Here is a 22,882-nt window from a genome sequence, read left to right as displayed (position 1 = left end):
TGCAAAGCAAGCAGCGGCCAGCCACTGGCCGTTCTGCCGCTTCGGTGCTATGGGAAGCAACAGAAACCCACAGGTACCTTTGCCCCATCCCGTTTTCTCTGTTTCCCGTTCCCCTTTGCTTCGCTTTTTCAAAAGCTCTTTGCCGGCCCAGCTCTTGGCGCTGCTGATACTGGTGCTGGCCCTGCGCCTGCCGCTGCTGTGGCTGGGCCTGCCCCTCACGGCCGCCGAGCTGCGGGCGCTGCTGGTGGGCGAGCGGCTGCACGGCGGGGCAATGCCCTACCGCGACCTCTACGACGGCACCGCGCCGCTGGCCGCCGCCGCCTTCGCCGCGCTCGATGCCGTGCTGGCGCGCCCGGTGTGGCTCTACCGGGTGGGGGCGCTGGTGCTGCTGCTGCTGCAGGCCCTGCGCCTGAACGTGGTGCTCAACCGCTACGACGTGCACCCCGAGCGCGGCTACACCGTGGCCCTGACCTACCTGCTGGTGGGCAGCGTGAGCACCGATTTGGATGCGCTCTCGCCGCTGCTGCTGGGGCACACGTTCATCGTGTTTGCCCTGAGCGCGCTGCTGCCCACCTCGCGGGAGGGCTACGACAACCGCCGCCTGTTCCGGGCCGGGTTTCTGATTGGGCTGGGGGCGCTGTGCTACCTGCCGCTGAGCCTGTTTGTGCTGGTGGGCTTGTTTGCGGTGCTCATCTTCGCGGCCAATTCCTTTCGGAGCGCGCTGCTGCTGCTGTGCGGGTTTTTCTTTCCGTATGCGCTGGTGGCCACGTTTTTGGCTTACAATGAGGCGCTGCCGGAATTTGGGCAGTTCCACCTCCAGCCCGGCCTCACCGACCTTATTGCCAGTGGCCTGCCAGCCGGCCTGCAGCTGCGCCTGCTGATAGTGCCCGGCGTGGTGCTGGCGCTGGCGCTGCTGCGCTCGCTGGGCACCACGCTGGGCCTGGTGTTTCAGGTGAAGTTCCGGCAGCTGATGCTGGTGTGGCTGGTGGTGGCCATTGCGGCGGCGGCCGTGGAGCGCGGGGCGGCGCCGGGGGTGCTGGTGCTGCTGCTGCCGCCGCTGGCTTATTTCAGCCTGTTTCTGTGGCAGCGCTACCGCCAGAGCTGGCTGCTGGAGCTGCTGCTGCTGCTCATCATCAACGCCGTGGTGGTGCTGCGCTACCGGGCCCAGGTGCCCCGCCTCGAAAGCCTGCTGCACATGCCGGCCGAAAGCAGCTTCGGCATCGAGCCCGACCCGCGCTATGCGGCGCTGCGCGGCCAAACCCTGCTCATTCTCGGCCCCGATGACCGGGCGTATTTCAACAACCACCCCGCCACGCCCTACCTCGACTGGACGCTCTCGCAGGTCGATTTCGGCCACCTGAACGAATATGCCGCCGTGGTGCGCGTCGCCCAGAAAATGGGCGTTACGCCGCCCGCTTACCTGCTCGACCAGGGCCGCCACGTGCCGCGCCTGAAACAGCTGCTGCCCAATATCTTTGGCGCTTACGAAGCCACCGCTACGCCCGGCCTGTACCGGCGCCGGCCCTGAGTCAGGCCCAGCACCAAGCCGCCGTGCGCCGCTCCGTGGGCAGGCTGCGCAGGAAACCCATCAGCGTCTCCAAATCCGTCAGCAAAGCAGTGAGCGTGATGACGCGGCCATCGTGCAGGTGCAGCCTGAGGTAGTCGTATTTCGCCCAGAAGGTGCGGCGGGCCCGGCACGTCACGCGCTCCACGCGGGCCAGGTCGCGCCGCTCGAAGGGCTGCCGCTGGCCGCCCTCGTACACTTCCAGTCGGTTGTCGGTGGGCTGAAAAACCAGCGTGGTTTCGTGGTTCAGCAGCCAGTAGCGCAGGTGCAGCAGCACCGCCGGGCCGCTCAGCCCCAGCGTAAAAAGCAGGAAGCCCGCCGTCAGCCCCCACTCGAAGCGGCTGACCGTCCCCTCGCTCATCGCCACGGCGGGCAGCACGCTCAGCCCCGCCCCCAGCGCCAGCAGCGGCCAGAACAGCAGCCGCAGCTGCCGCGCCGCCGTGGCCCGGTACACGTGGGTGCGCTTCGAGAACAGGCCCGTGACCCAGCGGGCGGCCCCGATGAAGATAAACAGCGCCACGGCCACTTCGAGTAGCGGCCGAAAGAAAGTCGATTTCATGAATGGAAACCGTGAAGGCTACGCCCCCACCTGCACCCAGGCCTCGCCATCGGCATGCGCCCGCAGGTGGCCGAAGCTTTCCAGCACCAGCCCGTGCTTCTCAAACACGGCCTGCACGGCTGCCCGCCCGCCCGGCTCCACGCACACCAGCAGGCCGCCCGAGGTTTGCGGGTCGCAGAGCCAGGCCCGCTGCTCCTCGCTGATGGCGGCCACTTTGTGGCCGTAGCTGGTCCAGTTGCGCACGGTGCCGCCGGGCACGCTGCCCTGCTTCAGGTACGCCTCGGCCGCCGCGATGCGGGGCACTTTCGAAAAGTCGATTTCGGCCGTGAGGTGGCTGCCTTCGCACACTTCGGCCAGGTGGCCCAGCAGGCCGAAGCCGGTGACGTCGGTCAGGGCCGTCACGGCGGGCAGCTTGCTCAGCTCGGCCCCGATTTTATTGAGCTGCATCATCTGGGCCGGCGCGATGGCGGCGTCCTCATCGCGCAGAATGCCTTTTTTCTGGGCCGTCGTCAGAATGCCCACCCCCAGCGGCTTGGTCAGAAACAGCTCCGAGCCGGCCGTGGCGGTGTCGTTTCGCTTCAGGTCTTGAATGTCAACCATGCCCGTCACGGCCAGCCCAAAAATCGGTTCTGGCGAGTCGATGCTGTGGCCGCCGGCCAGCGGAATCCCGGCCTCGGCGCAGATGCTGCGGGCGCCTTCCAGCACCCGCCGCGCCACTTCGGGCGGCAGCTTGTCCACGGGCCAGCCCAGCACGGCAATGGCCAGCAGCGGCCGGCCGCCCATGGCGTAGACGTCCGAGATGGCATTGGCCGAGGCAATGCGCCCGAAATCATACGCATCGTCCACGATGGGCATGAAGAAGTCGGTGGTCGAAATCACCGCCTGGCCCCCGCCGATGTCGTACACGGCCGCGTCGTCGCGGCTGGCATTGCCCACCAGCAGCTTGTCGTGGTGCGGCTGGGCAATGCTGGTGTGCAGCATCTGGTCGAGCACGGCCGGGGCGATTTTGCAGCCGCAGCCCGCGCCGTGGCTGTACTGGGTGAGTTTGTAGTCCATGAGATTCCGAAGTGAGATGGGTGCAAAAGTAAGCGGGCGGCCCACGCTGGGCCGCCCGCCTGAAGGGGAATGGTTAGGCTGCTTATTTGATGCTGACCGGCACCTCCAGCTTGTCCCAGCGCATTACCAGGCCGGCCGGGGTCACCACGTACACCAGTCGCTCGTTCATGGTATCGGCCTTGCGCGGCGTTACCAGCACGCGCAGCGCGTCCTGCTTCTCATCGTATTTGAAAGCGCCCCACTGGTTCGCGGTTTTGTTGAAAATCACCGTCCACTGCTTTTCCGTCGGAATCACAAAGAAGGCGTATTTGCCGGCGGGCAGCGGCTTGCCTTCCACCGTCACGGCTTTGCTGAACTCTACCGTAGTGGCCTCGTTGGCTCCAGCCCGCCACACCTGTCCGTAGGGCACCAGCCCGCCCCAGATGGCGCGGCCCTTCACGGCGGGGCTGCTGTAATTTACCGTCACATTGGTTGCGCCGATTTTGCCGGTGGCCGTAGCGGCCGGGCTGGGTTTCACGGCGTCTTTGGCCGGGGCCGGCGTCTGGGCGTGTGCGGTGCTGATGGCCAGCAGCGTAGTCAGGCCGAAAGCGGCACGGCGAAGCAATGAAGTGGTGTTCATGAAATTAAAAGCTTAAAAGTGAGCGGGGATGGATGACCAATATACCCAGCCCGCGCCGGGAAACCGGCAATGCATCGCTGAGGTTTTCAAAGACTCCGGCCAGGAGCTCAGGTTGCGGCGGTAGCTGCCGAGGCGCAAAGAATTATCGCACACATAAAGTCCGATAATTGGCCCAAATAAACTGGCCTGCGCCCGTTCCAACGCAATAATCGGCCAAGCGCAAAGGTCCCAGGAGAGTAATTATTGGGTTGCGGTGGCAAAACCGGTCGTGGTACTTGCAAGCATAGTCTACTTTCTTTCGCTACGCTGGTATGTTCAAAACGGCTACACTGCTTTTATTCTGGGTGTTAAGTTGGAGCGCCGCTGCTGGCCGCGTCTTCCCTGTTGCTACTGCTCCCAGCGAACCGGCGACGGTCGAATTCATTCAAAACAAAGGCCAGTGGCCGGCGGCCGTGCGCTTTGCCGCGCCGTTGGCCTGCGGTCGGCTCTTTGTGGGCGATGCTGGCTTCACCTATGTGTTGGCCACGCCCCGGCCGCACCGCACCGCCGCTGCTGATACCACGGCCCAGCTACCGCAACGGGGCCATGCCTACCGCGTGCAGCTGCTGGGCAGCACCGGCGCCAACCCTCGCGGCCAAAACCTGACGGCAGAGCGGCGCAACTATTTCTGCGGCGATGACTCGACGAAGTGGGCCCGCGACGTGCCAAGTTTCCGGGCCGTGCAGTACGCGGCCGCGTACCCGGGCATCGGCCTGCGGCTTTACGAAAATGCGGCCAGCCAACTCGAATACACGTTTACGGTGCAGCCCGGTGGCCTGCCTGGCAGCATTGCGCTGCAATACGAAGGCACCAATGGCCTGGCGCTCGATGCCGACGGCAACCTGCGCATTGCCACCAGCGTGGGCACCGTGACGGAGCTGGCGCCCCGTGCCTGGCAAACCGACGCCGCCGGCCAGCAAAAAAAAGTGGCCTGCGCCTTTGAACTGACCGGTAACACCGTGCGCTTCAGGCTGGCGGCTTATGATAAAGCCCGGCCACTCATCATCGACCCCACGGTGATATTCGCCACGTACACCGGCTCAACTGCCGACAACTGGGGCCACACGGCCACCTACGACGGGCAAGGCAACCTGTACTCGGCCGGCACGGTCTTCGCCCAGGGCTACCCCACCAGTCCCGGCGCCTTCGACCCCCGTTTCAATGGTTCGATTGATGTGGCCATCATCAAGTACAATCCCAACACGACGGGGGCGGCGGCCCGCATCTACGCCACCTACCTGGGTGGTGGCGGTACCGATATCGCCCACCGCCTGGCAGTAGATGCCCAGGGCGAGCTGATATTGCTCGGCACCACCGGCTCCGCCGATTTTCCCAGGCCTTTTCTGGCGCCGCGCCGGTTTCAGGGCGGGCCGGCCATCATCCCGGAAAACGGGGTCACCTATCCGAATGGCGCCGACCTGTTTGTGGCCCGCCTCAGCGCCGACGGCCGGCAGCTGCTCGGGTCCACCTACCTGGGTGGGAGTGGCACCGATGGCCTGCCCTTCAGCGGGCTCAATGGGGCCACCGGGCCGCTGGTACTGCCGCAGCTCGGATTCGCCGCGTGGCGTGGCGATGTGCAGGTCGATGCCCAGGGCAATGTGTACATCGCCACCGCAACGGCCAGCCGGGATTTTCCAGGCCTCAACTCCTTTCAGCCCTCGTACCGGGGCGGGCTTTCCGATGCCGTGGTGTGCCAGCTCTCGCCCAACCTGCGCGACCTGCGCTGGAGCGCCTTCCTGGGCGGCAGCGCTGCCGATACCGCCTTCGGCCTGACCCTGGCGCCCAATGGCCTGGTGTATGTGGCCGGCAGCAGCACCAGCGCCAACTTTCCGGTCACCGCTGGCGCCTTCCAGCCCGCGGCCAGAGGCGGGGCCGACGGTTTCGTGGCTGCCCTCAGTGCCGATGGGCAAACCCTACGCTATGCCTGCCGCACCGGTACTGCTGATGCCGACGCCGTGGAATTTGTGCAGGCCGATGCCAGCTCTGCTATCTACCTGGCAGGCCTCAGCACGGGCCAGGTGGCCAGTTCGCCGGGCAGCCTGTCGGGTGGCGGAATGTTTGTGCAGCAGCTATCGGCTGATTTGAGCCAGAGTTTTTTTACGGCTTCGCTGGGTGCGGCGCACAATTTCAATGATTTGACCCTGACGGCCTTCCGCGCCGACGACTGCGGCACCCTTTACCTGGCGGCGGTGGGCCTTACCACCGGCCTGCCCCTCACGGAAGGAAGCCGGCCTTACGAAGCAACTTACGTGGCCCGGCTTAGCGCGCAGGGCCGGACGCTTGAGTTTGGCGCCTGCTACGGTGGCGACCACACGCACGGTATCAGTCGTTTCGGGCCCGATGGGGCGTTGTACCAGGCTATTTGCGGCCATTGCAGCGGCTATCGCAACACGTTTCCCATTCCGGCCCAGGCGCATTTCTACACGACGACATCACCCGCCAGCAACTGCAACGACGCCTCGCTGAAAATCGCCGTAGCCCCCGAGGCCAACACCAGTGCCCGGCAGCTCTGCATGGGCGCCGCCTCCTTGCCGCTGAACGGCAGCCCGGTGGGCGGCACCTGGAGTGGGCCCGGGGTGGTCGCTGCGCCGGGAGGCGGCTTTCAGTTTATTCCGAGTGCCAGCCTGCTGGGCGATAACACGCTGACCTATAATGTGCCCAGCGGCTCGGCATGCCCTAATAGCCGGCTGGTAGTCAAAGTAATTGCTCCGACTACTGCCATCATCGACCCCATTGGCGGGCCCTTCTGCCCCAGTCAGTCATCCGGGCTTGATATTACCTTGGTCGCCCGGCCGGCCGGCGGTTCTTTTTCGGGGCCTGGGGTGGCCAACGGACGGTTTTCGCCGGTAGCCGCTGGCCCTGGCACCCACACCATTACGTACACCTTCAACCAGGATGGGCAGTGCGGCAGCGGCGCACTGACCGTCACGGTGCTGGGTACGCCGCTGCAAGCTGGCCCCGACACCGTAATGTGCGGCCTTCCGTTCCGAGCCTTTCAGCTCAGGTCTACGCCAGCCGGCGGCACCTGGAGCGGCTACGGCGTGACGGCCAGCGGCTGGTTCGACCCGGCCCGCGCTTTCAGCAACCCCAGTGCCAGTGCTACTTCCTTATCTGCCTACCCGGTTTATAGCTTCAATAGCCCCGATGGCTGCGTGAGCAAGCGCACGGTACGCATCCTGCTCATTCCAAATGCGCCTTACCTCAGCCCGGTGCCGCAGCCGCGCTGCCCGTTACGGCCCGACCAGGCAGGCTTCCCGCCCTATACCCTGGAAATGCCCTCGGTGCCTACCGACTATTCGGCGAAGTACTACTGGGACTTTGGCGATGGCGAAACCTCCACCATCTATCAGTACGGAATCCCGCCCGTGTCGCATACCTACACCGCGGCCGGCACCTACGCCGCCGTGCTGCACATCGAATACCCAAGCGGCTGCCCGCGCACCGTGCCCCTGGCAGCCTTCACGCTTGGCGAAGCCCAGCCGCTGCCCAACATCATCACCCCCAATGCCGATGGCCTCAACGATTTCTTCGTACAGCGCCAGTTTTGCGAATTGCCCGACCTGCGTGTTTTCTCGCGCTGGGGCCAGGAGGTGTACCACGCCGAGCACTACCGCAACGACTGGTCGGCCGCCGGCTTGCCCAGCGGCACCTACTATTATCGCTTTGCCGGCGAGCAGGGCGGCATTGTCAAGGGCTGGCTCGAAGTGCAGCGCTAAAGCCCAATCTTGCATTCGGTCGGCAATTGTCGTACCTTTGCCCCGAAGTTGGTATTCAATCTGATAAAGAGGGGACGCGCAGTCCCCTCTTTTTTTGCCCGCTTGTCTCAAATATTATGCGTTTCGACCGTAACCTGCTGCTGGAAATGCTCCAGGACGCCATGAGCGACCAGGAGCTGTTTGTTGTGGGCCTCACCGTGTCCGATTCGGTGCTGCCCAAAGTCACCGTTATTCTCGACGGCCCCACCGGCCTCGGCATCAACGAGTGTGCCACCATCAGCCGCCGCCTGGCTCGTCGCATCGACGAGCACTACGGCGAAGAATCGGCCTATTCCCTGGAAGTGACCAGCCCCGGCGCTGACCAGCCCCTCACCGACCCGCGCCAGTACGTGCGCCACATCGGCCGCTCGCTGGCCCTGAAGCTGGCCGACGGCACCGAGAAAACCGGCACCCTCACCGCCGCCACGCCCGAAGGCGTCGAAATCGAAGAAGTCATCAAGCAAAAAACCAAGAAAACCATCCTGCCCGCCGCTTTCTATTCCTTCGGGGACATTAAAGAGGCCAAGGTTGTTATCTCCTTTAAGTAAATCTTTTGTCATGCTGACGGAGGAAGCATCTTATCACGGCTGCTTTCGTCAGAAATCAAAATCAGTTACTACCCGAGCCCTGCGAACGTGATAAGATGCTTCGCAAGCTCAGCATGACAGCAGTACCTATGAACAGCCACGAACTCATTGAATCCTTCGGCGAATTTGCCCGGAGCAAGAACATCGACCGGCCCACGATGATGAGCATCCTGGACGACGTGTTTCGCACCATGATTCGGAAGAAGTACGACCAGGACGAAAACTTCGACGTCATCATCAACCCCGACAACGGCGACCTCGAAATCTGGCGCAACCGCGAAATCGTGGACGACAACTCGGAGGATATCTGGGACCACGACAAAATTCCGCTGGCCGAAGCCCAGAAAATCGAGCCCGACTTCGAGGTGGGCGAATCGGTGGCCGAAGCCGTAAAACTGGAAGACTTCGGCCGCCGCGCCGTGCTCATGGCCCGCCAGACGCTGATTCAGCGCGTGAAGGACCTCGAGCGCGACAACCTGTACCAGAAATACAAGGACCAGGTGGGCGAAATCGTGACCGGCGAAGTGTACCAGGTGTGGAGCCGTGAAGCCCTCATCATGGACAAGGATGACAACGAGCTGGTGATGCCGAAAGGCGAGCAAATCCCCAAGGACCGTTTCCGCAAGGGCGACACCGTGCGTGCCGTCGTGCACCGCGTGGAAGTAATTAACGGCACGCCGAAAATTATTCTCTCGCGCGCCGCGCCGGCCTTCCTCGAGCGTTTGTTCGAACTGGAAGTGCCCGAGATTTACGACGGCCTCATCGTCATCAAGAACGTGGTGCGCGAGCCCGGCGAGCGTGCCAAAGTAGCCGTGGAAAGCTATGACGAGCGCATCGACCCCGTGGGCGCCTGCGTGGGCATGAAGGGCAGCCGCATCCACCCGGTGGTGCGCGAGCTCGAAAACGAGAACATCGACATCATCAACTACACCGATAACCTCGAACTCTATATTGCGCGGGCACTATCGCCGGCCAAGGTGGGTTCTATGAAGATAAACCAGGAGAACGGCCGGGTTTCCGTGTTCATGAAGCCCGACCAGGTGAGCCTGGCCATCGGCCGCGGCGGTGCCAACATCAAGCTGGCCAGCCGCTTGGTGGGCATGGAAATCGACGTGTTCCGCGAAGCCACCGACTACGAGGAAGACATCTCGCTCGACGAGTTCCAGGACGAAATCGAACCCTGGGTACTGGCCGAACTCAAGAAAATTGGCCTCGATACCGGCCGTGCCGTACTGGCCGTGAAGAAAGACGACATCGTGCGCCGCACGGAGCTCGAAGAAGAAATGGTGGACGATGTGTACCGCATTATCCGCCAGGAATTTGCCGACGACGAAGACTTGGACGACAACACGCTGGAAGCGGCCAAAAGCCGTGTAGAAGCTGCAAAAACGCCTGTTGCGGCCACCGAGGAAGCAGCAGTGACCCACGCCTCGGCCACCGATACCACCCCCGAACACACGCCCCTGGCAGCCGATGCCGGGGCACCGACTGAGGACGCGGGCAGCAGCTCTCCCGCCGAGCCAGCCCAATGACGGCCGCGCGGCCGGTACGGCAAGGGTAACAAATCGTGCCAGCAGGTGCGGTTTGCGCCCTGCTGGCAAGATTTAATGTAATACCTTTGCACTTAGAAGCGTATCGTACGCGAGATAGATAGAATGGCGGAAGCAACCCCGAAACGGCTACAACAGGCGGCCAAAGACCTGAATATTGGAATGGACAGGGTGGTCGAGGCCCTGGCCAAAAAAGGCATACAAGTAGAGAACAAGCCCACCACCAAGCTGACTGGTGAGCAGGTTGCTTCGCTTGAGAAAGAATTTGCTGCGTCTGCCCACGACCGGCAGGAGGCCCAGAAAGTCATTCAGGCCAAGCGCCAGAGCGACCTTGATGCCGCCCCCAAGCCCGTCGCGCCAGCTCCCCGGCCCGTGCAGGCGGTGCCTACGCCCGCTCCGAAGCCAGCGGCTGCACCGGTAGCGGCAGCGCCTGCTCCCGCTGCGCCGGTAGTGCCGGCTGCGGCCCCGGCCGCTCCCGTGGCGGCTACGCCCGCTCCGGCTCCTGCTGCCGAAGCGCCCAGCGTACCCGGCCTGAAAGTATTGGGCAAAATCGAGCTTGACAGCAAAGGCCGCGTGGTACCGCCGCGCCCGGCAGCGCCGGCTCCGACCCCGGCTGCCGCTGCGCCTGTAGCCGCACCGGTGCCAACGCCCGCCCCGGCTGCGCCGAAAGCAGAAGTGCCCGCTGCGCCCGCCCCGGTTCCGGCCCAGGTGGAGGCCCCGGCTGCTCCGGCTCCGGCCCCACAGCCAGCTGCCAAAGCGGAACCCACGCCCGCGGCCCCGGCTACGCCAGCTCCGGCCGCTCCTGCAGCCCCGGTAGCTGCTGCTCCGGCTGCTACTGCCCCCGCCGCCCCCACCCCGGCCGAAACGCCGGCCCCGGCCGAAGATACCAGCACGATTGTGGCCAAGTCGGACACGCTGAAGGGCCTCACGGTTCTTGGCAAAATCGATTTGTCGTCTATCAACAACGACCGGCGCGGGCCGGGTGGCCGTGGCCCCCGCCCCATTGCATCGTCGGATGTAAGCAAGCGTGGCCTGCCCGCCGGCCCCGGCCAGAAGAAGCGTACGCGTCTGCCTGGCCCTCCCGGCAGCACCACGTCGCCCCCCAGTCCCGGCTACCAGGGCAACCGCCCTGCTGGCGGTGGCCAGGGCGGCCAGGGCGGCGGCTACCAGGGCAACCGTCCTGGTGGTGGCCAGGGGCAGGGCAACCGTCCCGGCGGTCCCGGCCAGCGCGGTGGGCAGTCGGCTCCCAAGCCTGCGGCACCGGCACTTACCCCCGAACAGGCCGAAAAGCAGATTCAGGAGCAGATTAAGGCTACGCTCGCCAAGCTTGGCGGCAACAAGGGCGGCAACAATCAGAACCGCGCCAAGTACCGCCGCGACAAGCGCAGCATGCTGGCGGAGGACCGCGAGGCCCTGCGCGCGCAGAACGAGCTCGACGCCAAGACCCTCAAGCTCACCGAATTCATCTCGGCCAACGACCTGGCCTCGCTGATGGACGTGAACGTGAACGAGGTCATCAAGGTGTGCCTGGGCATGGGCATGTTCGTGTCCATCAACCAGCGCCTCGACGCCGAAGCCATTACCGTGATTGCCGATGAATTCGGCTTTGACGTGGAATTCCTCTCGGCTGAAGAAGAAGAAATTGATGTGGACGCCGGCGACGACCCGGCCGACCTGCTGCCCCGTGCCCCCATCGTGACCATCATGGGCCACGTCGACCACGGCAAAACGTCGTTGCTCGACTACATCCGCGATGCGAGTGTGGCTAAAGGCGAAGCCGGCGGCATCACGCAGCACATTGGTGCCTACGAGGTGCGCACCAAATCGGGCCAGCCCATCACCTTCCTCGATACGCCTGGTCACGAAGCGTTTACCGCCATGCGTGCCCGGGGTGCCAAGGTGACGGACATTGCCATCATTGTGGTGGCGGCCGACGACTCGGTAATGCCGCAGACGAAGGAAGCCATCAACCACGCGCAGGCCGCCGGGGTGCCGATTATCATCGCCCTCAACAAGATTGACAAGCCCGCCGCCAACCCCGAGAAAATCCGCGAGGAGCTTTCCCAGATTAATATTCTGGTGGAAGAGTGGGGTGGCAAGTACCAAAGCCAGGAGGTTTCGGCCAAATCGGGTCTGGGCGTGGAGGACCTGCTGGAAAAGGTACTGCTGGAGGCCGAGCTGCTCGACCTGAAAGCCAACCCCGACCGCAACGCCATCGGCACCGTTATCGAAGCCTCGCTGGACAAAGGCCGCGGCTACGTAACCACCGTGCTGGTGCAAACCGGCACGCTGAACGTGGGCGATGTGATTCTGGCCGGCCCGCACTTCGGCCGCGTGAAGGCCATGACGGACCACCGCGGCAAGAAGATGAAGACTGCGCCGCCCGCTACGCCGGTGCAGGTGCTCGGCCTCACGGGTGCCCCGCAGGCCGGCGACCGCCTCCAGGTGATGGAGACGGAGCGCGAAGCCCGCGAAATTGCTACCCAGCGCCTGCAACTGGCCCGCGAGCAAACCATCCGGACCAAGAAGCACATCACGCTCGACGAAATTGGTCGCCGCCTGGCCATCGGTTCGTTTAAGGAGCTCAACATCTTGGTGAAGGGCGACGTGGACGGCTCGGTAGAAGCACTTTCCGACTCGCTGCTCAAGCTGAGCACGCCGGAAGTGAAGGTGAACATCCTCTCGAAAGGGGTGGGCGCCATCTCCGAAAGCGACGTGCTGCTGGCTTCGGCTTCCGATGCCATCATCATCGGCTTCCAGGTGCGGCCCTCGCAGAGTGCCCGCAAGCTGGCCGAGAACGAGCAGATTGACATCCGCCTGTACTCCATCATTTACAACGCCATCAACGAGGTGAAGGATGCCATGGAAGGCATGCTGGCCCCGACGGTGCAGGAAGTGGTGGTGGCCAACGCCGAAGTTCGTCAGGTGTTCAACATTACCAAAGTGGGAACCATTGCCGGCTGTATGATGACCGAGGGCACCATGACCCGCAAAACCAAGGTGCGCGTGGTGCGCGACGGCATTGTGCTGCACACCGGCGACATTCAGGACCTCAAACGCTTCAAAGACGATGTGAGCGAGGTGCGCCAGGGCTACGAGTGTGGTATCTCCATCAAAGGCTTCAACGAGCTACAGGAAGGCGATAACATCGAAGGCTTCGAAGAAAAGGAAATCAAGCGTACGCTGTAGCGACAGCGTTGCGCCTGAAAGCGAAAAGCCCCGACTGTGCGAGCAGTCGGGGCTTTTTGTTTGATTGGCTGACGCCGGGCGGGCAGATAACCATTCCCTGCCAAAGCAGCCGCAGTACAGGCAGCAAAAAGCCCCGGCCGCATAACGGCCGGGGCTTTTTGCTGTTAGTAAATGCTTAGAAAAGGAGGAATTTCTTCTTCGTATTGTGCTTGTGAACCAGCGGCTTGCCGGGAGGATTGGAGCCGCCTACGTAGTGCGTCTGGCCGCGCTTGTTCTCCAGGAAACCGGCTTTGGCTTTGTATTTCTTCACCATGAAACCGTTGCCGCTACGGCCGGAGTCGAACTGCCGCTCGGGGCCGCCATTGCCACCGAAGCTGGTGTTGCCGGTGCGGGCTTCGAGGAGCTCCATCTGCTGGTCGCGCTTCTGCTCTTCGGGCGTCATGGCGGCGCGGCGCTGATTGCGGGCCAGCTCTTGGGCATTCATCGCGGACGTGCGGCGGGCGCCTTCCTCGCTGGTGCCCTGGCCGGGCGTGGGGAAAGCAGGACCGGTTTGGGCATGGGCTGCCGAAACCGAACTCAGACTCAGACCGCCCAGAAGCGCGGCAAAAAGCAACATTTTCATATCAGCGAAATGGGGTGGAGTGGGGGAGGAGTTGCGACCTAACGGATGCGAAGGGTGGGTGGTTCATCGGCGGCAGGTAAATTTTGCCGAGTGCGATTAGGTCGCCCCTAAGTTCGTAACTTATTTTGATTCGCGCAATTACCCGAGGTATATAAAATGACTACTTGAAGCAGAAAATGCAAAAACCGCTGCCCACACTCGGTGGACAGCGGTTTTTGCACGCTGAAAGAAAACGCAGAGCTTAGGCGCGGTTGGCGCGCAGAGCGTCGCGGATTTCCATGAGCAGCTGCTGGTCGGTGGTGGGCGGCGGCGGGCTGGCGGGGGCCGCTACCACTTCCACGGGCTTCTTCTTGATGCTGTTGGCACCCTTCACAATGAAGAAGATAATGAGGGCCAGGATGAAGAAACCAACCACTGCGTTGAGGAACAAACCAATTTTGACGGGACCGGCATGAATGGCCGAAAAATCGGGCTGGCCGCCTATCAGGCCCACAATGGGCATGATAACGTCATCGGTGAGCGAGGAGACGATTTTGCCAAACGCGCCGCCGATGATGACACCAACGGCCAGGTCAAGCACGTTGCCTTTGGAGATAAACTCTTTGAATTCGGAGACAAGTCCCATTGCAGTAAAGGGTTAAAAGTGAAAAAAGTGGGTAGTGTTGAAGCGTTAAGGTATTGAAAAAAATACATTCGCTTATTTGTGCGGCAAAGGTGAGGGAAGATTTCAGGGAATACCGACTGGTTTCGGCAGGCCTAAGCGGATAGCCGCCCAACCGCTGCGCTGGCCCGTCCGGCCGGTGCGGGCGCTATCTTTGACGGGCCCAATTCACTCCACGCTTCTCACACCTATATGTCGGCTTCTTTCGAAAACCTGCTCTACGACCTGGATGCTGCCAGCGGCATCCTCACCATCACCATCAACCGGCCCACCAAGCTCAATGCGCTGAACGCGGCCACCATTGCCGACATCGACGCGGCGGCGCAGCAGGCCCTGGCCGACCCGAAGGTGCGCGGCATCATCATCACGGGCAGCGGCGAAAAGGCCTTCGTGGCCGGGGCCGACATTGCCGAGCTGGCGGCCCTCACGCCTGAGCTGGGCGGCCGGGCGGCCGTGGCCGGGCAGGAAGCCTTTGCCCGCATCGAGGCCGGCACCAAGCCGGTTATCGCGGCCGTGAACGGCTTTGCGCTGGGCGGCGGCTGCGAGCTGGCCATGGCCTGCCACATGCGCGTGGCCTCCGACAATGCCCGCTTTGGCCAGCCCGAGGTGAACCTGGGCCTGCCGCCCGGCTACGGCGGCACCCAGCGCCTGCCCCAGCTCATCGGCAAGGGCAAAGCCATTGAATTGCTGCTGACGGCCGACATGATAAAGGCCGACGAGGCCCTGCGGCTGGGATTGGTAAACCACGTGGTGCCCCAGGCCGAGCTGCTGCCCTTCTGCACGCAGCTGCTCACCAAAATTCTGGGCAAGGCCCCGCTGGCCGTGGGCCTGGTGCTGGACTGCGTGAACGCGCACTACGCCAAAGACGCCAACGGCTACGAAACCGAAGCCAAGGCCTTCGAGCGCGCCTTCGAAAGCGACGATTTCAAGGAGGGCACCACGGCTTTTGTGGAGAAGCGCCCGTCCGTGTTCACTGGTAAATAGCCTGCTTTTTAATGAGGAATGAAGAATGAGGAATGAGGAATTGTCGCCGAAGACAATCTGCCATTCCTCATTCTTCATTCCTCATTCTTCATTACCCAACGAATGAGTGTAGTTAAAAAATTAGCGTCGCAGACGGCCGTGTATGGCGTGAGCAGCATTGTGGGCCGCGTGCTCACGTACCTGCTCACGCCGCTGTACACGCGGGCATTTGCGGCGGCCGAGTTTGGCATCGTAACGGGGCTCTACGCCTACGTGTCGTTTCTGAACGTGGTGTTTACCTACGGCATGGAAACCACGTATTTCCGCTTTGCCAACCGGGCCGGGGCCGACCGGCAGGAGCTGTACGACCGCACGCTGAGCCTGCTGCTGGTGAGCACGGCCGTGCTCACGGCCCTGCTGATGCTGCTGGCCCGGCCGCTGCTGGAGCTGCTGGCCATTCCGCCCGGCCACGAGCAGTACGCCGTGTGGGTGGCCCTCATTCTGGGGCTGGATGCGTTGTCGGCCATTCCGTTTGCCCGGCTGCGGCTGGAGAACAAGGCGAAGAAGTTTGCCAGCATCAAGCTCGCGGGCATTATTGCCAACGTGGTGCTGAACCTGTTTTTCATCGTGCTGTGCCCGGCGGTGATGAGCGGCAAATGGCTGCCCGCTTTGCAGCCGCTGGTGGCCCGCGTGTACGACCCCGCAGTGGGCGTGGGCTACATTTTCCTGTCGAACCTGTTTGCCAGCGGCCTCACGCTGCTGCTGCTGGGGCGCGAGCTGCTGGACTTCCGCTTCCGGCTGAGCCTGGCTTTCCTGAAGCCGCTGCTGCGCTACGCCTACCCGCTGATGCTGATGGGCCTGGCCGGCATGGTGAACGAGACGCTGGACCGCATTCTGCTGCCGAAGTGGCTGCCCGAGGGTTTCTATCCCGGCCAGAGCAGCCTCACGGCGGTGGGCATCTACGGGGCCTGCTACAAGCTGAGCATTCTGATGTCGCTGGTGATTCAGGCGTTCCGCTACGCGGCCGAGCCGTTCTTCTTCGCCCAAAGCACGGATAAGAACTCGCCGGCCACGTTTGCCATGATTTTGAAATGGTTCACGCTGTGCTGCGCCGTCATTTTCGTGGGTGTGAGCCTGAACGTGGAAGACATCGGGCCGCTGTTTCTGCGGCGGCCGGAGTACCTGCAGGGGCTGGCCGTGGTGCCGGTACTGCTGCTGGCCAACCTGTTTCTGGGCGTGTACTACAACCTGTCTGTGTGGTTTAAGCTCACGGACAAGACGTATTACGGCACCTACATCGGGGCCGGTGGGGCAGTGCTCACCATCGCGCTCAACTTCCTGCTGATTCCGGTGCTGGGCTACATGGGCTCGGCCATTGCTACGCTGGTATGCTATTTCAGCATGGCCATCTTGTGCTGGCGGCTGGGCGAGCGGCACTTCCCGGTGCCGTATCCGGCGTTGCGGCTGGGGCTGTGGCTGGGGTTCGCTACGCTGCTGGTGGCGCTGGGCTGGGGCGTGGAAGTGGCCGGCTTCTGGGCGCGCCACGCCTGGCACGCGGGGCTGACGGTGGCGTTTCTGGCGGCGCTGTGGGTGGTGGAGCGGCCGCGGGCAGCTGTCGCTGCGAAGGCAGCTTAATGACCCGTAGATAAATACGCGTTGAAGGTGAGCGCAAGAAAACGGTTATACACTTTGCTGGCAAAGTAGCGCGGGTGCGTGGTGGCTAGCGTGGGGTCAAGCGCATATCGGTTGGATAGTGCTACGGTGAACTCATGGTGTGCCGTCCGCTTCAACCGGCACTCGACTTCGAACAGAAAAGACCATTCCCGCTGATATTTCGAGTTGTAGTAGATTGTTTGGTACGGGATGTTATCCGTAGACGGTTGATTCAAGGCCCATGCGTATGCTGTGCCAAGAGACAGGTGCACTGCTGTATTGGGTTTGAATAGCCGGAGATAAACCGGCACTTTCAGGTAGTGTACGCGGCCTGGCGCATAGGGCACCGGGTTGCCATGTTGCTCATACCCAAGGCCGCTGTATAGGGCGATAGGCAATTCAGAAAAATTTACCCCGGCTACGGCTGTAAGCGACGGACTGATTACCGTTGATTCGGAACTGGGAGATTTAGTAGCGAGGGCTACACCTGTTTTCAGGCCAATTAATGCCTCAACAGGCTTTTGACCCCAGCCACTGACGCTGGCCAACAAGAAGAATGGGAATAGGATGAGCGAATTACGGTAGCGCATGTTGTGTGGATATCTCTACTTCGGGAGATTGAAGGAAGGAGTATAAACATAACCATTTTCCTTTGTGGGAAGCACGATTGATGAGCCACAAGGCATTGGGCCTACTCCTATCTTTGCCCGCCATCCCTGCTTCTCCCATGCACATCCCCGTTATTAACCACTCCGGGCACCCGCTGCCCGAATACCAGACGCCCCACGCCGCCGGCCTCGACCTGCGCGCCCACCTGCCCGAGGGTCCCGTCACGCTTCGGCCGCTGGAGCGCCAGCTCATTCCGACGGGCCTGAGCCTGGAAATTCCGGTGGGCTACGAGGCGCAGGTGCGGCCCCGCAGCGGCCTGGCCGTGAAGCACGGCATCGGCATCGTGAACAGTCCGGGAACGATTGATGCCGACTACCGGGGCGAAGTGCGCGTGCTGCTCGTGAATTTATCGAACGAGGACTTTGTGGTAAACGACGGCGAACGCATTGCCCAACTGGTAGTTGCCAGGCACGAAACCATTGTGTGGCAGCCCGCCGAAACCCTGAGCGCAACCCAGCGCGGGGCAGGCGGGTATGGGAGTACAGGAAAAAGCTAATATCCAGTAACCGGTTGTGCGTGGTCCGGCCCTAGATTCGGGCCGCCAAACGGCTGCCCGCCTGGTGCGGCCGGCATCTCCTAAAATTCAACAGCACGGACTTCTAACACCTGACCACTACTCAACACATGAAAATCATCGTCCCGATGGCCGGCATGGGCAAACGCATGCGCCCTCACACCCTCACCGTTCCCAAGCCGCTCATCCCCATTGCCGGCAAGCCCATTGTGCAGCGCCTCGTGGAGGACATTGCCAAGGTTTGCGGCGAAGCCGTGGACGAGGTGGCCTTCATCATCGGCCGGTTCGGCAGCGAGGTGGAGAAAAGCCTGGTGAAAATTGCCGAATCGGTAGGGGCCAAGGGCACCATTGTGTACCAGGACGAGCCGCTGGGTACGGCCCACGCCATTCTCTGCGCCAAAGAAAGCCTGACCGGCCCGCTGGTAGTAGCCTTTGCCGATACCCTGTTCAAAGCCGATTTCACTCTCGACAGCAGCGTGCCCGGCACCATCTGGGTGCAGAAAGTGGAAGACCCCAAGCCCTTTGGCGTGGTGAAGCTGAACGAGCAGGGCCAGATTACCGAATTTGTGGAGAAGCCGCAGGAGTTCGTGTCGGACCTGGCCATCATCGGCATCTATTACTTCCAGGACGGCGAGTACCTGCGCAGCGAGCTGCAGTACCTGCTCGACAACGACATCAAGGACAAAGGCGAGTACCAGCTCACCAATGCCCTCGAAAACATGAAGAACAAAGGCACGGTGTTCGTGCCCGGCCGCGTGACCGAGTGGCTCGACTGCGGCAACAAGGACGCCACCGTGTTCACCAACCAGCGCTACCTGGAGTACCTGAAGGAGCGCGGCGAGTCGCTGGTGGCCGAGTCGGCCAAAATCACCAACTCCGTCATCATCGAGCCGGTGTACATCGGCGAAGGCGCTATCATTACCGATTCGGTGGTGGGCCCGCACGTGAGCGTGGGTTCACAGTCCAACGTGCGCGACTCGCGCCTGTCGAACTCCATCGTGCAGCAGTCGGCCTCGGTGCTGAACTCGGTTATTACCAATTCGATGATTGGCAATTTCGCCTCGGTCATTGGCACGCCCGACGACCTGAGCCTCGGCGATTATAACCAGCTGCGGGTGTGACATTTTAAGGCATAATTACGTTACCCGGACGCGGCCTTCTCACGGGGGCCGCGTCTTTGGCTATTATTACCCGTAATTTCGTGGGCCGGGCCGAGCGTCCGGCTTTGTTGTGTATGCGTCAACTTGCTCTGAGTCTGCTGTTTTGCGTGGGAATGGTGGTCACGGCTTCGGCCCAGGCCCCCGAGGGTGCCACCGCGCCCCCGGCCAAGCTGAGCCGGAAGGAGCAGCGCGCCCTGGAAAAAGAGCAGCGCGAGCTGGACAAAAAGCTGGCCGAAGCCCGCGCCAGGCGCGCCGCCGCCCCGCCCCTCACCGAGCGCGACAAGGAAATGAGCGAGGCCCTGTTTGTGGACGGGGTGAAGTACGTGCTGCTCGAAGACTACCCCAAAGGGCTGGAGCGCCTGCTGAAAGCCTACGCCATCAACCCGGACAATGCGGCCGTCAACTACAAGATTGCCGAAGCCAACCTGCTGAGCGGCAACCTGCGCGATGCCACCAACTACGCCAACGCCGCCACCCGCCTCGACCCCAAGAATGCGTACTACTACCTGCTGCTGGCCCAGATTCAGGCCAGCCAGAAGCAGTACGACGAAGCCACCAAAACCTACGCCACGCTCATCAGGCAGGTGCCCAACTCGGGCAGCTACCTGTTTAACCTGGCCGACCTCTACCTGGCCCAGAACAAGCTGCCCGAAGCCCTGACCACGCTCGACCAGGCCGAAAAGGAGTTTGGGCAGGTCGATGAGATTTCCTTCAAGAAGCAGCAGATTTACCTCAAGCAGAACAAGCTGGACCTGGCCCTGGCCGAGGGCGAAAAGCTCATTGCCGCCAACCCCGACGAGCCGCGCTACGTGCTGGCCCAGGCCGAGATGTACGCCAGCAACAACCGCCTGCCCGAGGCCATTCGGGTGGCCCAGCAGGCGCTGCGCCTCGACGCCAGCAACCCGCAGGCCCACCTGATTCTGTCGGACGTGTACCGCCAGCAGAACCTGCCCGAAGAGGCCGCCCAGCAAGTGCGCCTGGCCTTCGACAGCCCGGCGCTGGACATTGACGCGCGGGTGCGCATTCTGGTGGGCTACATCAAGCAGCTGCCCAGCCCCAAGGAAACGGTGAACCAGATGGCGCGGGACCTGGCCACGGCCACTGTCAAAGCCTACCCCAAGGATGCCCGCTCCTACGCCGTGGCTGGCGACATCCAGACCCTGACCGACCACAAGAAGGACGCCCGCAATACCTACCTGCAGGCCCTGCGCTTCGATAATTCCAAGTACCAAATCTGGCAGCAGGTGGTGCTGATTGACGCCGAGCTGAACCAGACCGACTCGCTGCTCGTGCATTCGGACCGGGCCCTGGAGCTGTTTCCGAACCAGGCGTCGCTGTGGTTTTACAACGGCGTGGCGCATTTGCTCAAAAAGCAGCCCACCAAGGGCGTGAAAGCCCTGGAGCACGGCCGCAAGCTGGTGGTGAACAACCCCGAGCTGCTGGGCCAGTTCGATGCCCAGCTGGGCGATGCCTACCACGAGCTGAAGGAGTACGAAAAATCGGACGCGGCCTACGAAGCCGCGCTGGCGTCGGACCCGAACAACGTGCAGGTGCTCAACAATTACAGCTACTTCCTGTCGTTGCGGGGCGAAAAGCTGGACAAGGCCAAGCAGATGTCGGGCAAGGTGGTGAAGCAGTTTCCCGACAACGACACCTACCTGGATACGTACGCCTGGGTACTGTATAAGATGAAAGATTATGCCGGGGCCCGCACCACGCTGGAAAAAGCCCTGCAAACCAGCAAGGACGGCTCCGTCGTTGAGCACTACGGCGACGTGCTGTACCAGCTTGGCGACAAGGAAAAAGCCGAAGCCGAATGGCAGCGCGCCCGCAAGCTCGGCGGCACGTCGGACCTGCTGGAGCGCAAATTGAAAGACCGAAAACTCTATGAATAAAGTGACCTTGCTGCTGGCCCTGGGGCTGCTGTTTGGCAGCTGCGCCCGCAAAGCCACCCCCACCGTTTCGACCGGCGGCCCCGGCACCTCCACGCCGGTGGCCGAGCCTAAAGTGCGGGCCACCAATACCTCGTTTCTGTTTTTGAATGCCAAGGGCAAGGCGCAAATCAACATGAAGGGCAACAAGCAGGGCGCCAACCTGGCCCTGCGGATGCGCCGCGACAGCGTTATCTGGATTTCGGCCTCGCTGGTGGGCATCGAGGGCGTACGCGCCGTGCTCACGCCCGATTCGGTGCGGGTGCTGAACCGGCTGGAAAAAACCTACTTCTCGGGCGGCTACGACTACCTGAGCAAGCTGCTGAACGTGCCCGTGAGCTTTGCCCAGATGCAGGCCATTCTGCTCGGCGACTACCTGCCGGCCCCGGCGGGCACCTCGCCCAAAATTGCCGACGAAGAAGCTGGCCGCCAGCGCGTGAGCTATCCGCTGGCCGATGTGCTGGTGGAGCGCCTGCTGCAGCCCGGCACCGGCCGCGTGCAGCAGCTGAAAGTGAGCGACGCGGCCACCAAGCGCGACCTGACGGTGGACTACACCGACTTCAAACCCCTGGATGATGCCAGCGCGCTGCCCTTTGCGAACTCCGTCTTCATTCAGGCGCAGCAGCCGGCGGCGGGCGTGGTCACGGCGGCCATCAACTACAGCAAAGTGAACGTGGGCCGCGAGCGGCTGGCCTTCCCGTTTGCCGTGCCGAAGGGCTACAAGCGGCAGAAGTAAGCCGGATTCGGCAGCGGGTTCGGGCCAAACCCCGGCTTTGTAAGAAGCAACTCACTGCCAACTGCTAATTTTGCCAGATTAGGTTTTGAACGGCGCACGTTGAATAAGCAAAAACAACAGGGTACAGGCAGCAATAAGCTGGGACAAGCCCCCGCCGGTTTGGCGCGCGGGCAATGGTGGCTGGCTGCCGTGCTGCTGCTGTGCCTGGCGCTGCCCGGCATGGCCCAGCAGCGCCGCAAAAAGCAGCCCGCCAAAACCACGCAGAGCGGGAAGCGCAAAACCACTTCCCGCGCCTCCAGGCCCGCCGGAACGCGCGCCAAAAGCAAGGAGCAGCTTGAGCGCGAGCGGCTGGCCAACCTGCAGCAGATTCAGAAAACCACGCAGGCCCTCAACCAGACCCAGGAAAAGAAAAAAGTGAGCCTGGGCCAGCTGCACGTCATCACCGAAAAGCTGACGGAGAAAAAGCAGGTCATCCAGGGGATTTCGACCCAGCTGCACGGCATCGAAACCAACGTGCACCAAACGGCCGAGCAGGTTATTCAGACCCAGCGAACCCTGGCCCAGCTCAAGAGCGAATACGCCCGGCTGCTCTACACGGCCTCCAAAACGTCGAATGGCTTCAACCGGCTGATGTTTTTGTTTGCCTCGGAGTCGTTCAACCAGTTTGCGTTGCGGCTGCGCTACATCCGGCAGTACACCGAGGAGCGGCAGCGGCAGGCAGCCCGCATCATGGGCACGCAGTACCGGCTGCACCAGCAGCTTTCGGGCCTCACCCGGCAGCAGCAGCGCAAAAGCAGCCTGCTCAACAGCCAGCTGGCCGAGAATAAAAACCTCATCACCCTTAAGTCGAAGGAAGATGAGATGGTGCAGCAGCTCAGCCAGCAGGAGCAGGGCCTGCGCCAGGAGCTGGAAGAGCGCCGCCAGGCCGTCAACCGCCTCGATAACCTGATTGCGGCCCGCGTGCGCGAGGAAATTGCCCGCGCTGCCCGGGCCGCTCGCCTGGCCGCCCGCCGCGAAGCCGCTGCGGTGGCTGCCCGCGATGCCCGCCGGGCCGC

General features: G+C 62.6%; 17 protein-coding genes and 1 pseudogene. 12 read left to right on the top strand and 6 right to left on the bottom strand.

Annotation, left to right across the window (positions count from 1 at the left end):
* The first annotated feature begins 139 nt into the window (after nt 1-139).
* On the top strand, nt 140-1,528 hold the full coding sequence (locus tag ACYVHT_RS20445; protein WP_460556527.1) for a hypothetical protein: 1,389 nt from the start codon (nt 140-142) through the stop codon (nt 1,526-1,528).
* 1 nt (nt 1,529) lies between these two features.
* Here the strand turns inward: ACYVHT_RS20445 and ACYVHT_RS20440 are convergent, their stop codons facing one another.
* The 3 genes from ACYVHT_RS20440 to ACYVHT_RS20430 all read right to left on the bottom strand — a co-directional run bounded on the left by ACYVHT_RS20440 (nt 1,530) and on the right by ACYVHT_RS20430 (nt 3,798).
* Nucleotides 1,530-2,123: a hypothetical protein gene (locus ACYVHT_RS20440; protein WP_460556525.1), complete on the bottom strand. Its 594-nt coding sequence runs from the start codon at nt 2,121-2,123 to the stop codon at nt 1,530-1,532.
* Between the two features lie 18 nt (nt 2,124-2,141).
* Entirely contained in the window at nt 2,142-3,179 is a 1,038-nt protein-coding gene (gene selD, locus ACYVHT_RS20435) for a selenide, water dikinase (RefSeq protein WP_460556522.1), read from the bottom strand.
* 82 nt (nt 3,180-3,261) lie between these two features.
* Nucleotides 3,262-3,798, bottom strand: coding sequence for a DUF2911 domain-containing protein (locus tag ACYVHT_RS20430; protein ID WP_460556519.1), 537 nt, complete (start codon nt 3,796-3,798; stop codon nt 3,262-3,264).
* A gap of 311 nt (nt 3,799-4,109) precedes the next feature.
* Between ACYVHT_RS20430 and ACYVHT_RS20425 the strand changes: the two genes are divergently transcribed.
* From ACYVHT_RS20425 to infB, 4 genes and pseudogenes are all read left to right on the top strand, one after another.
* Nucleotides 4,110-7,553 carry a DUF7948 domain-containing protein gene (locus tag ACYVHT_RS20425; RefSeq protein WP_460556516.1) on the top strand — a complete coding sequence of 1,148 codons (3,444 nt, stop codon included), beginning with the start codon at nt 4,110-4,112 and terminating at the stop codon, nt 7,551-7,553.
* Nucleotides 7,554-7,669: 116 nt separating this feature from the next.
* Nucleotides 7,670-8,140 (top strand): ribosome maturation factor RimP, encoded by a 471-nt coding sequence (locus tag ACYVHT_RS20420; protein WP_460556513.1) that lies wholly within the window; start codon nt 7,670-7,672, stop codon nt 8,138-8,140.
* Between the two features lie 128 nt (nt 8,141-8,268).
* Nucleotides 8,269-9,501 (top strand): annotated as a pseudogene (gene nusA / locus ACYVHT_RS20415) (transcription termination factor NusA); the annotation flags it as partial.
* A gap of 333 nt (nt 9,502-9,834) precedes the next feature.
* Nucleotides 9,835-12,918 carry a translation initiation factor IF-2 gene (infB, locus tag ACYVHT_RS20410; RefSeq protein ID WP_460556510.1) on the top strand — a complete coding sequence of 1,028 codons (3,084 nt, stop codon included), beginning with the start codon at nt 9,835-9,837 and terminating at the stop codon, nt 12,916-12,918.
* A gap of 175 nt (nt 12,919-13,093) precedes the next feature.
* On the opposite strand, the gene ACYVHT_RS20405 is transcribed toward infB, so the two are convergent.
* Together ACYVHT_RS20405 and mscL are read right to left on the bottom strand one after the other, a co-directional pair.
* Entirely contained in the window at nt 13,094-13,540 is a 447-nt protein-coding gene (locus tag ACYVHT_RS20405) for a hypothetical protein (protein WP_460556507.1), read from the bottom strand.
* Between the two features lie 241 nt (nt 13,541-13,781).
* Entirely contained in the window at nt 13,782-14,165 is a 384-nt protein-coding gene (mscL, locus tag ACYVHT_RS20400) for an MscL family protein (protein WP_460556504.1), read from the bottom strand.
* Between the two features lie 228 nt (nt 14,166-14,393).
* Here mscL and ACYVHT_RS20395 point away from each other — a divergent pair, with 228 nt between their 5' ends.
* Both ACYVHT_RS20395 and ACYVHT_RS20390 read left to right on the top strand, forming a co-directional pair.
* The gene (locus ACYVHT_RS20395) at nt 14,394-15,185 is read left to right on the top strand and encodes an enoyl-CoA hydratase/isomerase family protein (RefSeq protein WP_460556501.1); all 792 of its coding nucleotides are present in this window, start codon (nt 14,394-14,396) and stop codon (nt 15,183-15,185) included.
* A gap of 102 nt (nt 15,186-15,287) precedes the next feature.
* Nucleotides 15,288-16,799, top strand: coding sequence for a lipopolysaccharide biosynthesis protein (locus ACYVHT_RS20390; RefSeq protein ID WP_460556498.1), 1,512 nt, complete (start codon nt 15,288-15,290; stop codon nt 16,797-16,799).
* On the opposite strand, the gene ACYVHT_RS20385 is transcribed toward ACYVHT_RS20390, so the two are convergent.
* Entirely contained in the window at nt 16,796-17,407 is a 612-nt protein-coding gene (locus ACYVHT_RS20385; RefSeq protein WP_460556495.1) for a hypothetical protein, read from the bottom strand. The two genes, ACYVHT_RS20390 and ACYVHT_RS20385, sit on opposite strands and share 4 nt — an antisense overlap.
* A gap of 137 nt (nt 17,408-17,544) precedes the next feature.
* Between ACYVHT_RS20385 and dut the strand changes: the two genes are divergently transcribed.
* From dut to ACYVHT_RS20360, 5 genes are all read left to right on the top strand, one after another.
* Nucleotides 17,545-17,982: a dUTP diphosphatase gene (gene dut, locus ACYVHT_RS20380; protein ID WP_460556492.1), complete on the top strand. Its 438-nt coding sequence runs from the start codon at nt 17,545-17,547 to the stop codon at nt 17,980-17,982.
* A gap of 128 nt (nt 17,983-18,110) precedes the next feature.
* Nucleotides 18,111-19,121, top strand: coding sequence for a sugar nucleotidyltransferase (locus tag ACYVHT_RS20375; protein ID WP_460556489.1), 1,011 nt, complete (start codon nt 18,111-18,113; stop codon nt 19,119-19,121).
* 113 nt (nt 19,122-19,234) lie between these two features.
* Entirely contained in the window at nt 19,235-21,055 is a 1,821-nt protein-coding gene (locus ACYVHT_RS20370; RefSeq protein WP_460556486.1) for a tetratricopeptide repeat protein, read from the top strand.
* Nucleotides 21,048-21,827 carry a DUF4292 domain-containing protein gene (locus ACYVHT_RS20365; RefSeq protein WP_460556483.1) on the top strand — a complete coding sequence of 260 codons (780 nt, stop codon included), beginning with the start codon at nt 21,048-21,050 and terminating at the stop codon, nt 21,825-21,827. The genes ACYVHT_RS20370 and ACYVHT_RS20365 overlap by 8 nt, the downstream gene beginning before the upstream one ends.
* A 159-nt stretch (nt 21,828-21,986) precedes the next feature.
* Nucleotides 21,987-22,882 (top strand): murein hydrolase activator EnvC family protein (locus ACYVHT_RS20360; protein ID WP_460556480.1); only part of this gene is annotated, 896 nt, incomplete at its 3' end.

The sequence above is a fragment of the Hymenobacter daeguensis genome (assembly GCF_054780555.1).
The sequence above is the reverse complement of the archived record's forward strand: the minus strand, read 5'-3'. Positions and strand labels throughout refer to the sequence as shown.

Excerpts from the sequence above, each read along its gene's own strand:
- ACYVHT_RS20440 (WP_460556525.1), bottom strand. The coding sequence starts at position 2,123 with ATGAAATCGACTTTCTTTCGGCCGCTACTCGAAGTGGCCGTGGCGCTG.
- selD (WP_460556522.1), bottom strand. The coding sequence starts at position 3,179 with ATGGACTACAAACTCACCCAGTACAGCCACGGCGCGGGCTGCGGCTGC.
- ACYVHT_RS20430 (WP_460556519.1), bottom strand. The coding sequence starts at position 3,798 with ATGAACACCACTTCATTGCTTCGCCGTGCCGCTTTCGGCCTGACTACG.
- ACYVHT_RS20425 (WP_460556516.1), top strand. The coding sequence starts at position 4,110 with ATGTTCAAAACGGCTACACTGCTTTTATTCTGGGTGTTAAGTTGGAGC.
- ACYVHT_RS20420 (WP_460556513.1), top strand. The coding sequence starts at position 7,670 with ATGCGTTTCGACCGTAACCTGCTGCTGGAAATGCTCCAGGACGCCATG.
- infB (WP_460556510.1), top strand. The coding sequence starts at position 9,835 with ATGGCGGAAGCAACCCCGAAACGGCTACAACAGGCGGCCAAAGACCTG.
- ACYVHT_RS20405 (WP_460556507.1), bottom strand. The coding sequence starts at position 13,540 with ATGAAAATGTTGCTTTTTGCCGCGCTTCTGGGCGGTCTGAGTCTGAGT.
- mscL (WP_460556504.1), bottom strand. The coding sequence starts at position 14,165 with ATGGGACTTGTCTCCGAATTCAAAGAGTTTATCTCCAAAGGCAACGTG.
- ACYVHT_RS20395 (WP_460556501.1), top strand. The coding sequence starts at position 14,394 with ATGTCGGCTTCTTTCGAAAACCTGCTCTACGACCTGGATGCTGCCAGC.
- ACYVHT_RS20390 (WP_460556498.1), top strand. The coding sequence starts at position 15,288 with ATGAGTGTAGTTAAAAAATTAGCGTCGCAGACGGCCGTGTATGGCGTG.
- ACYVHT_RS20385 (WP_460556495.1), bottom strand. The coding sequence starts at position 17,407 with ATGCGCTACCGTAATTCGCTCATCCTATTCCCATTCTTCTTGTTGGCC.
- dut (WP_460556492.1), top strand. The coding sequence starts at position 17,545 with ATGCACATCCCCGTTATTAACCACTCCGGGCACCCGCTGCCCGAATAC.
- ACYVHT_RS20375 (WP_460556489.1), top strand. The coding sequence starts at position 18,111 with ATGAAAATCATCGTCCCGATGGCCGGCATGGGCAAACGCATGCGCCCT.
- ACYVHT_RS20370 (WP_460556486.1), top strand. The coding sequence starts at position 19,235 with ATGCGTCAACTTGCTCTGAGTCTGCTGTTTTGCGTGGGAATGGTGGTC.
- ACYVHT_RS20365 (WP_460556483.1), top strand. The coding sequence starts at position 21,048 with ATGAATAAAGTGACCTTGCTGCTGGCCCTGGGGCTGCTGTTTGGCAGC.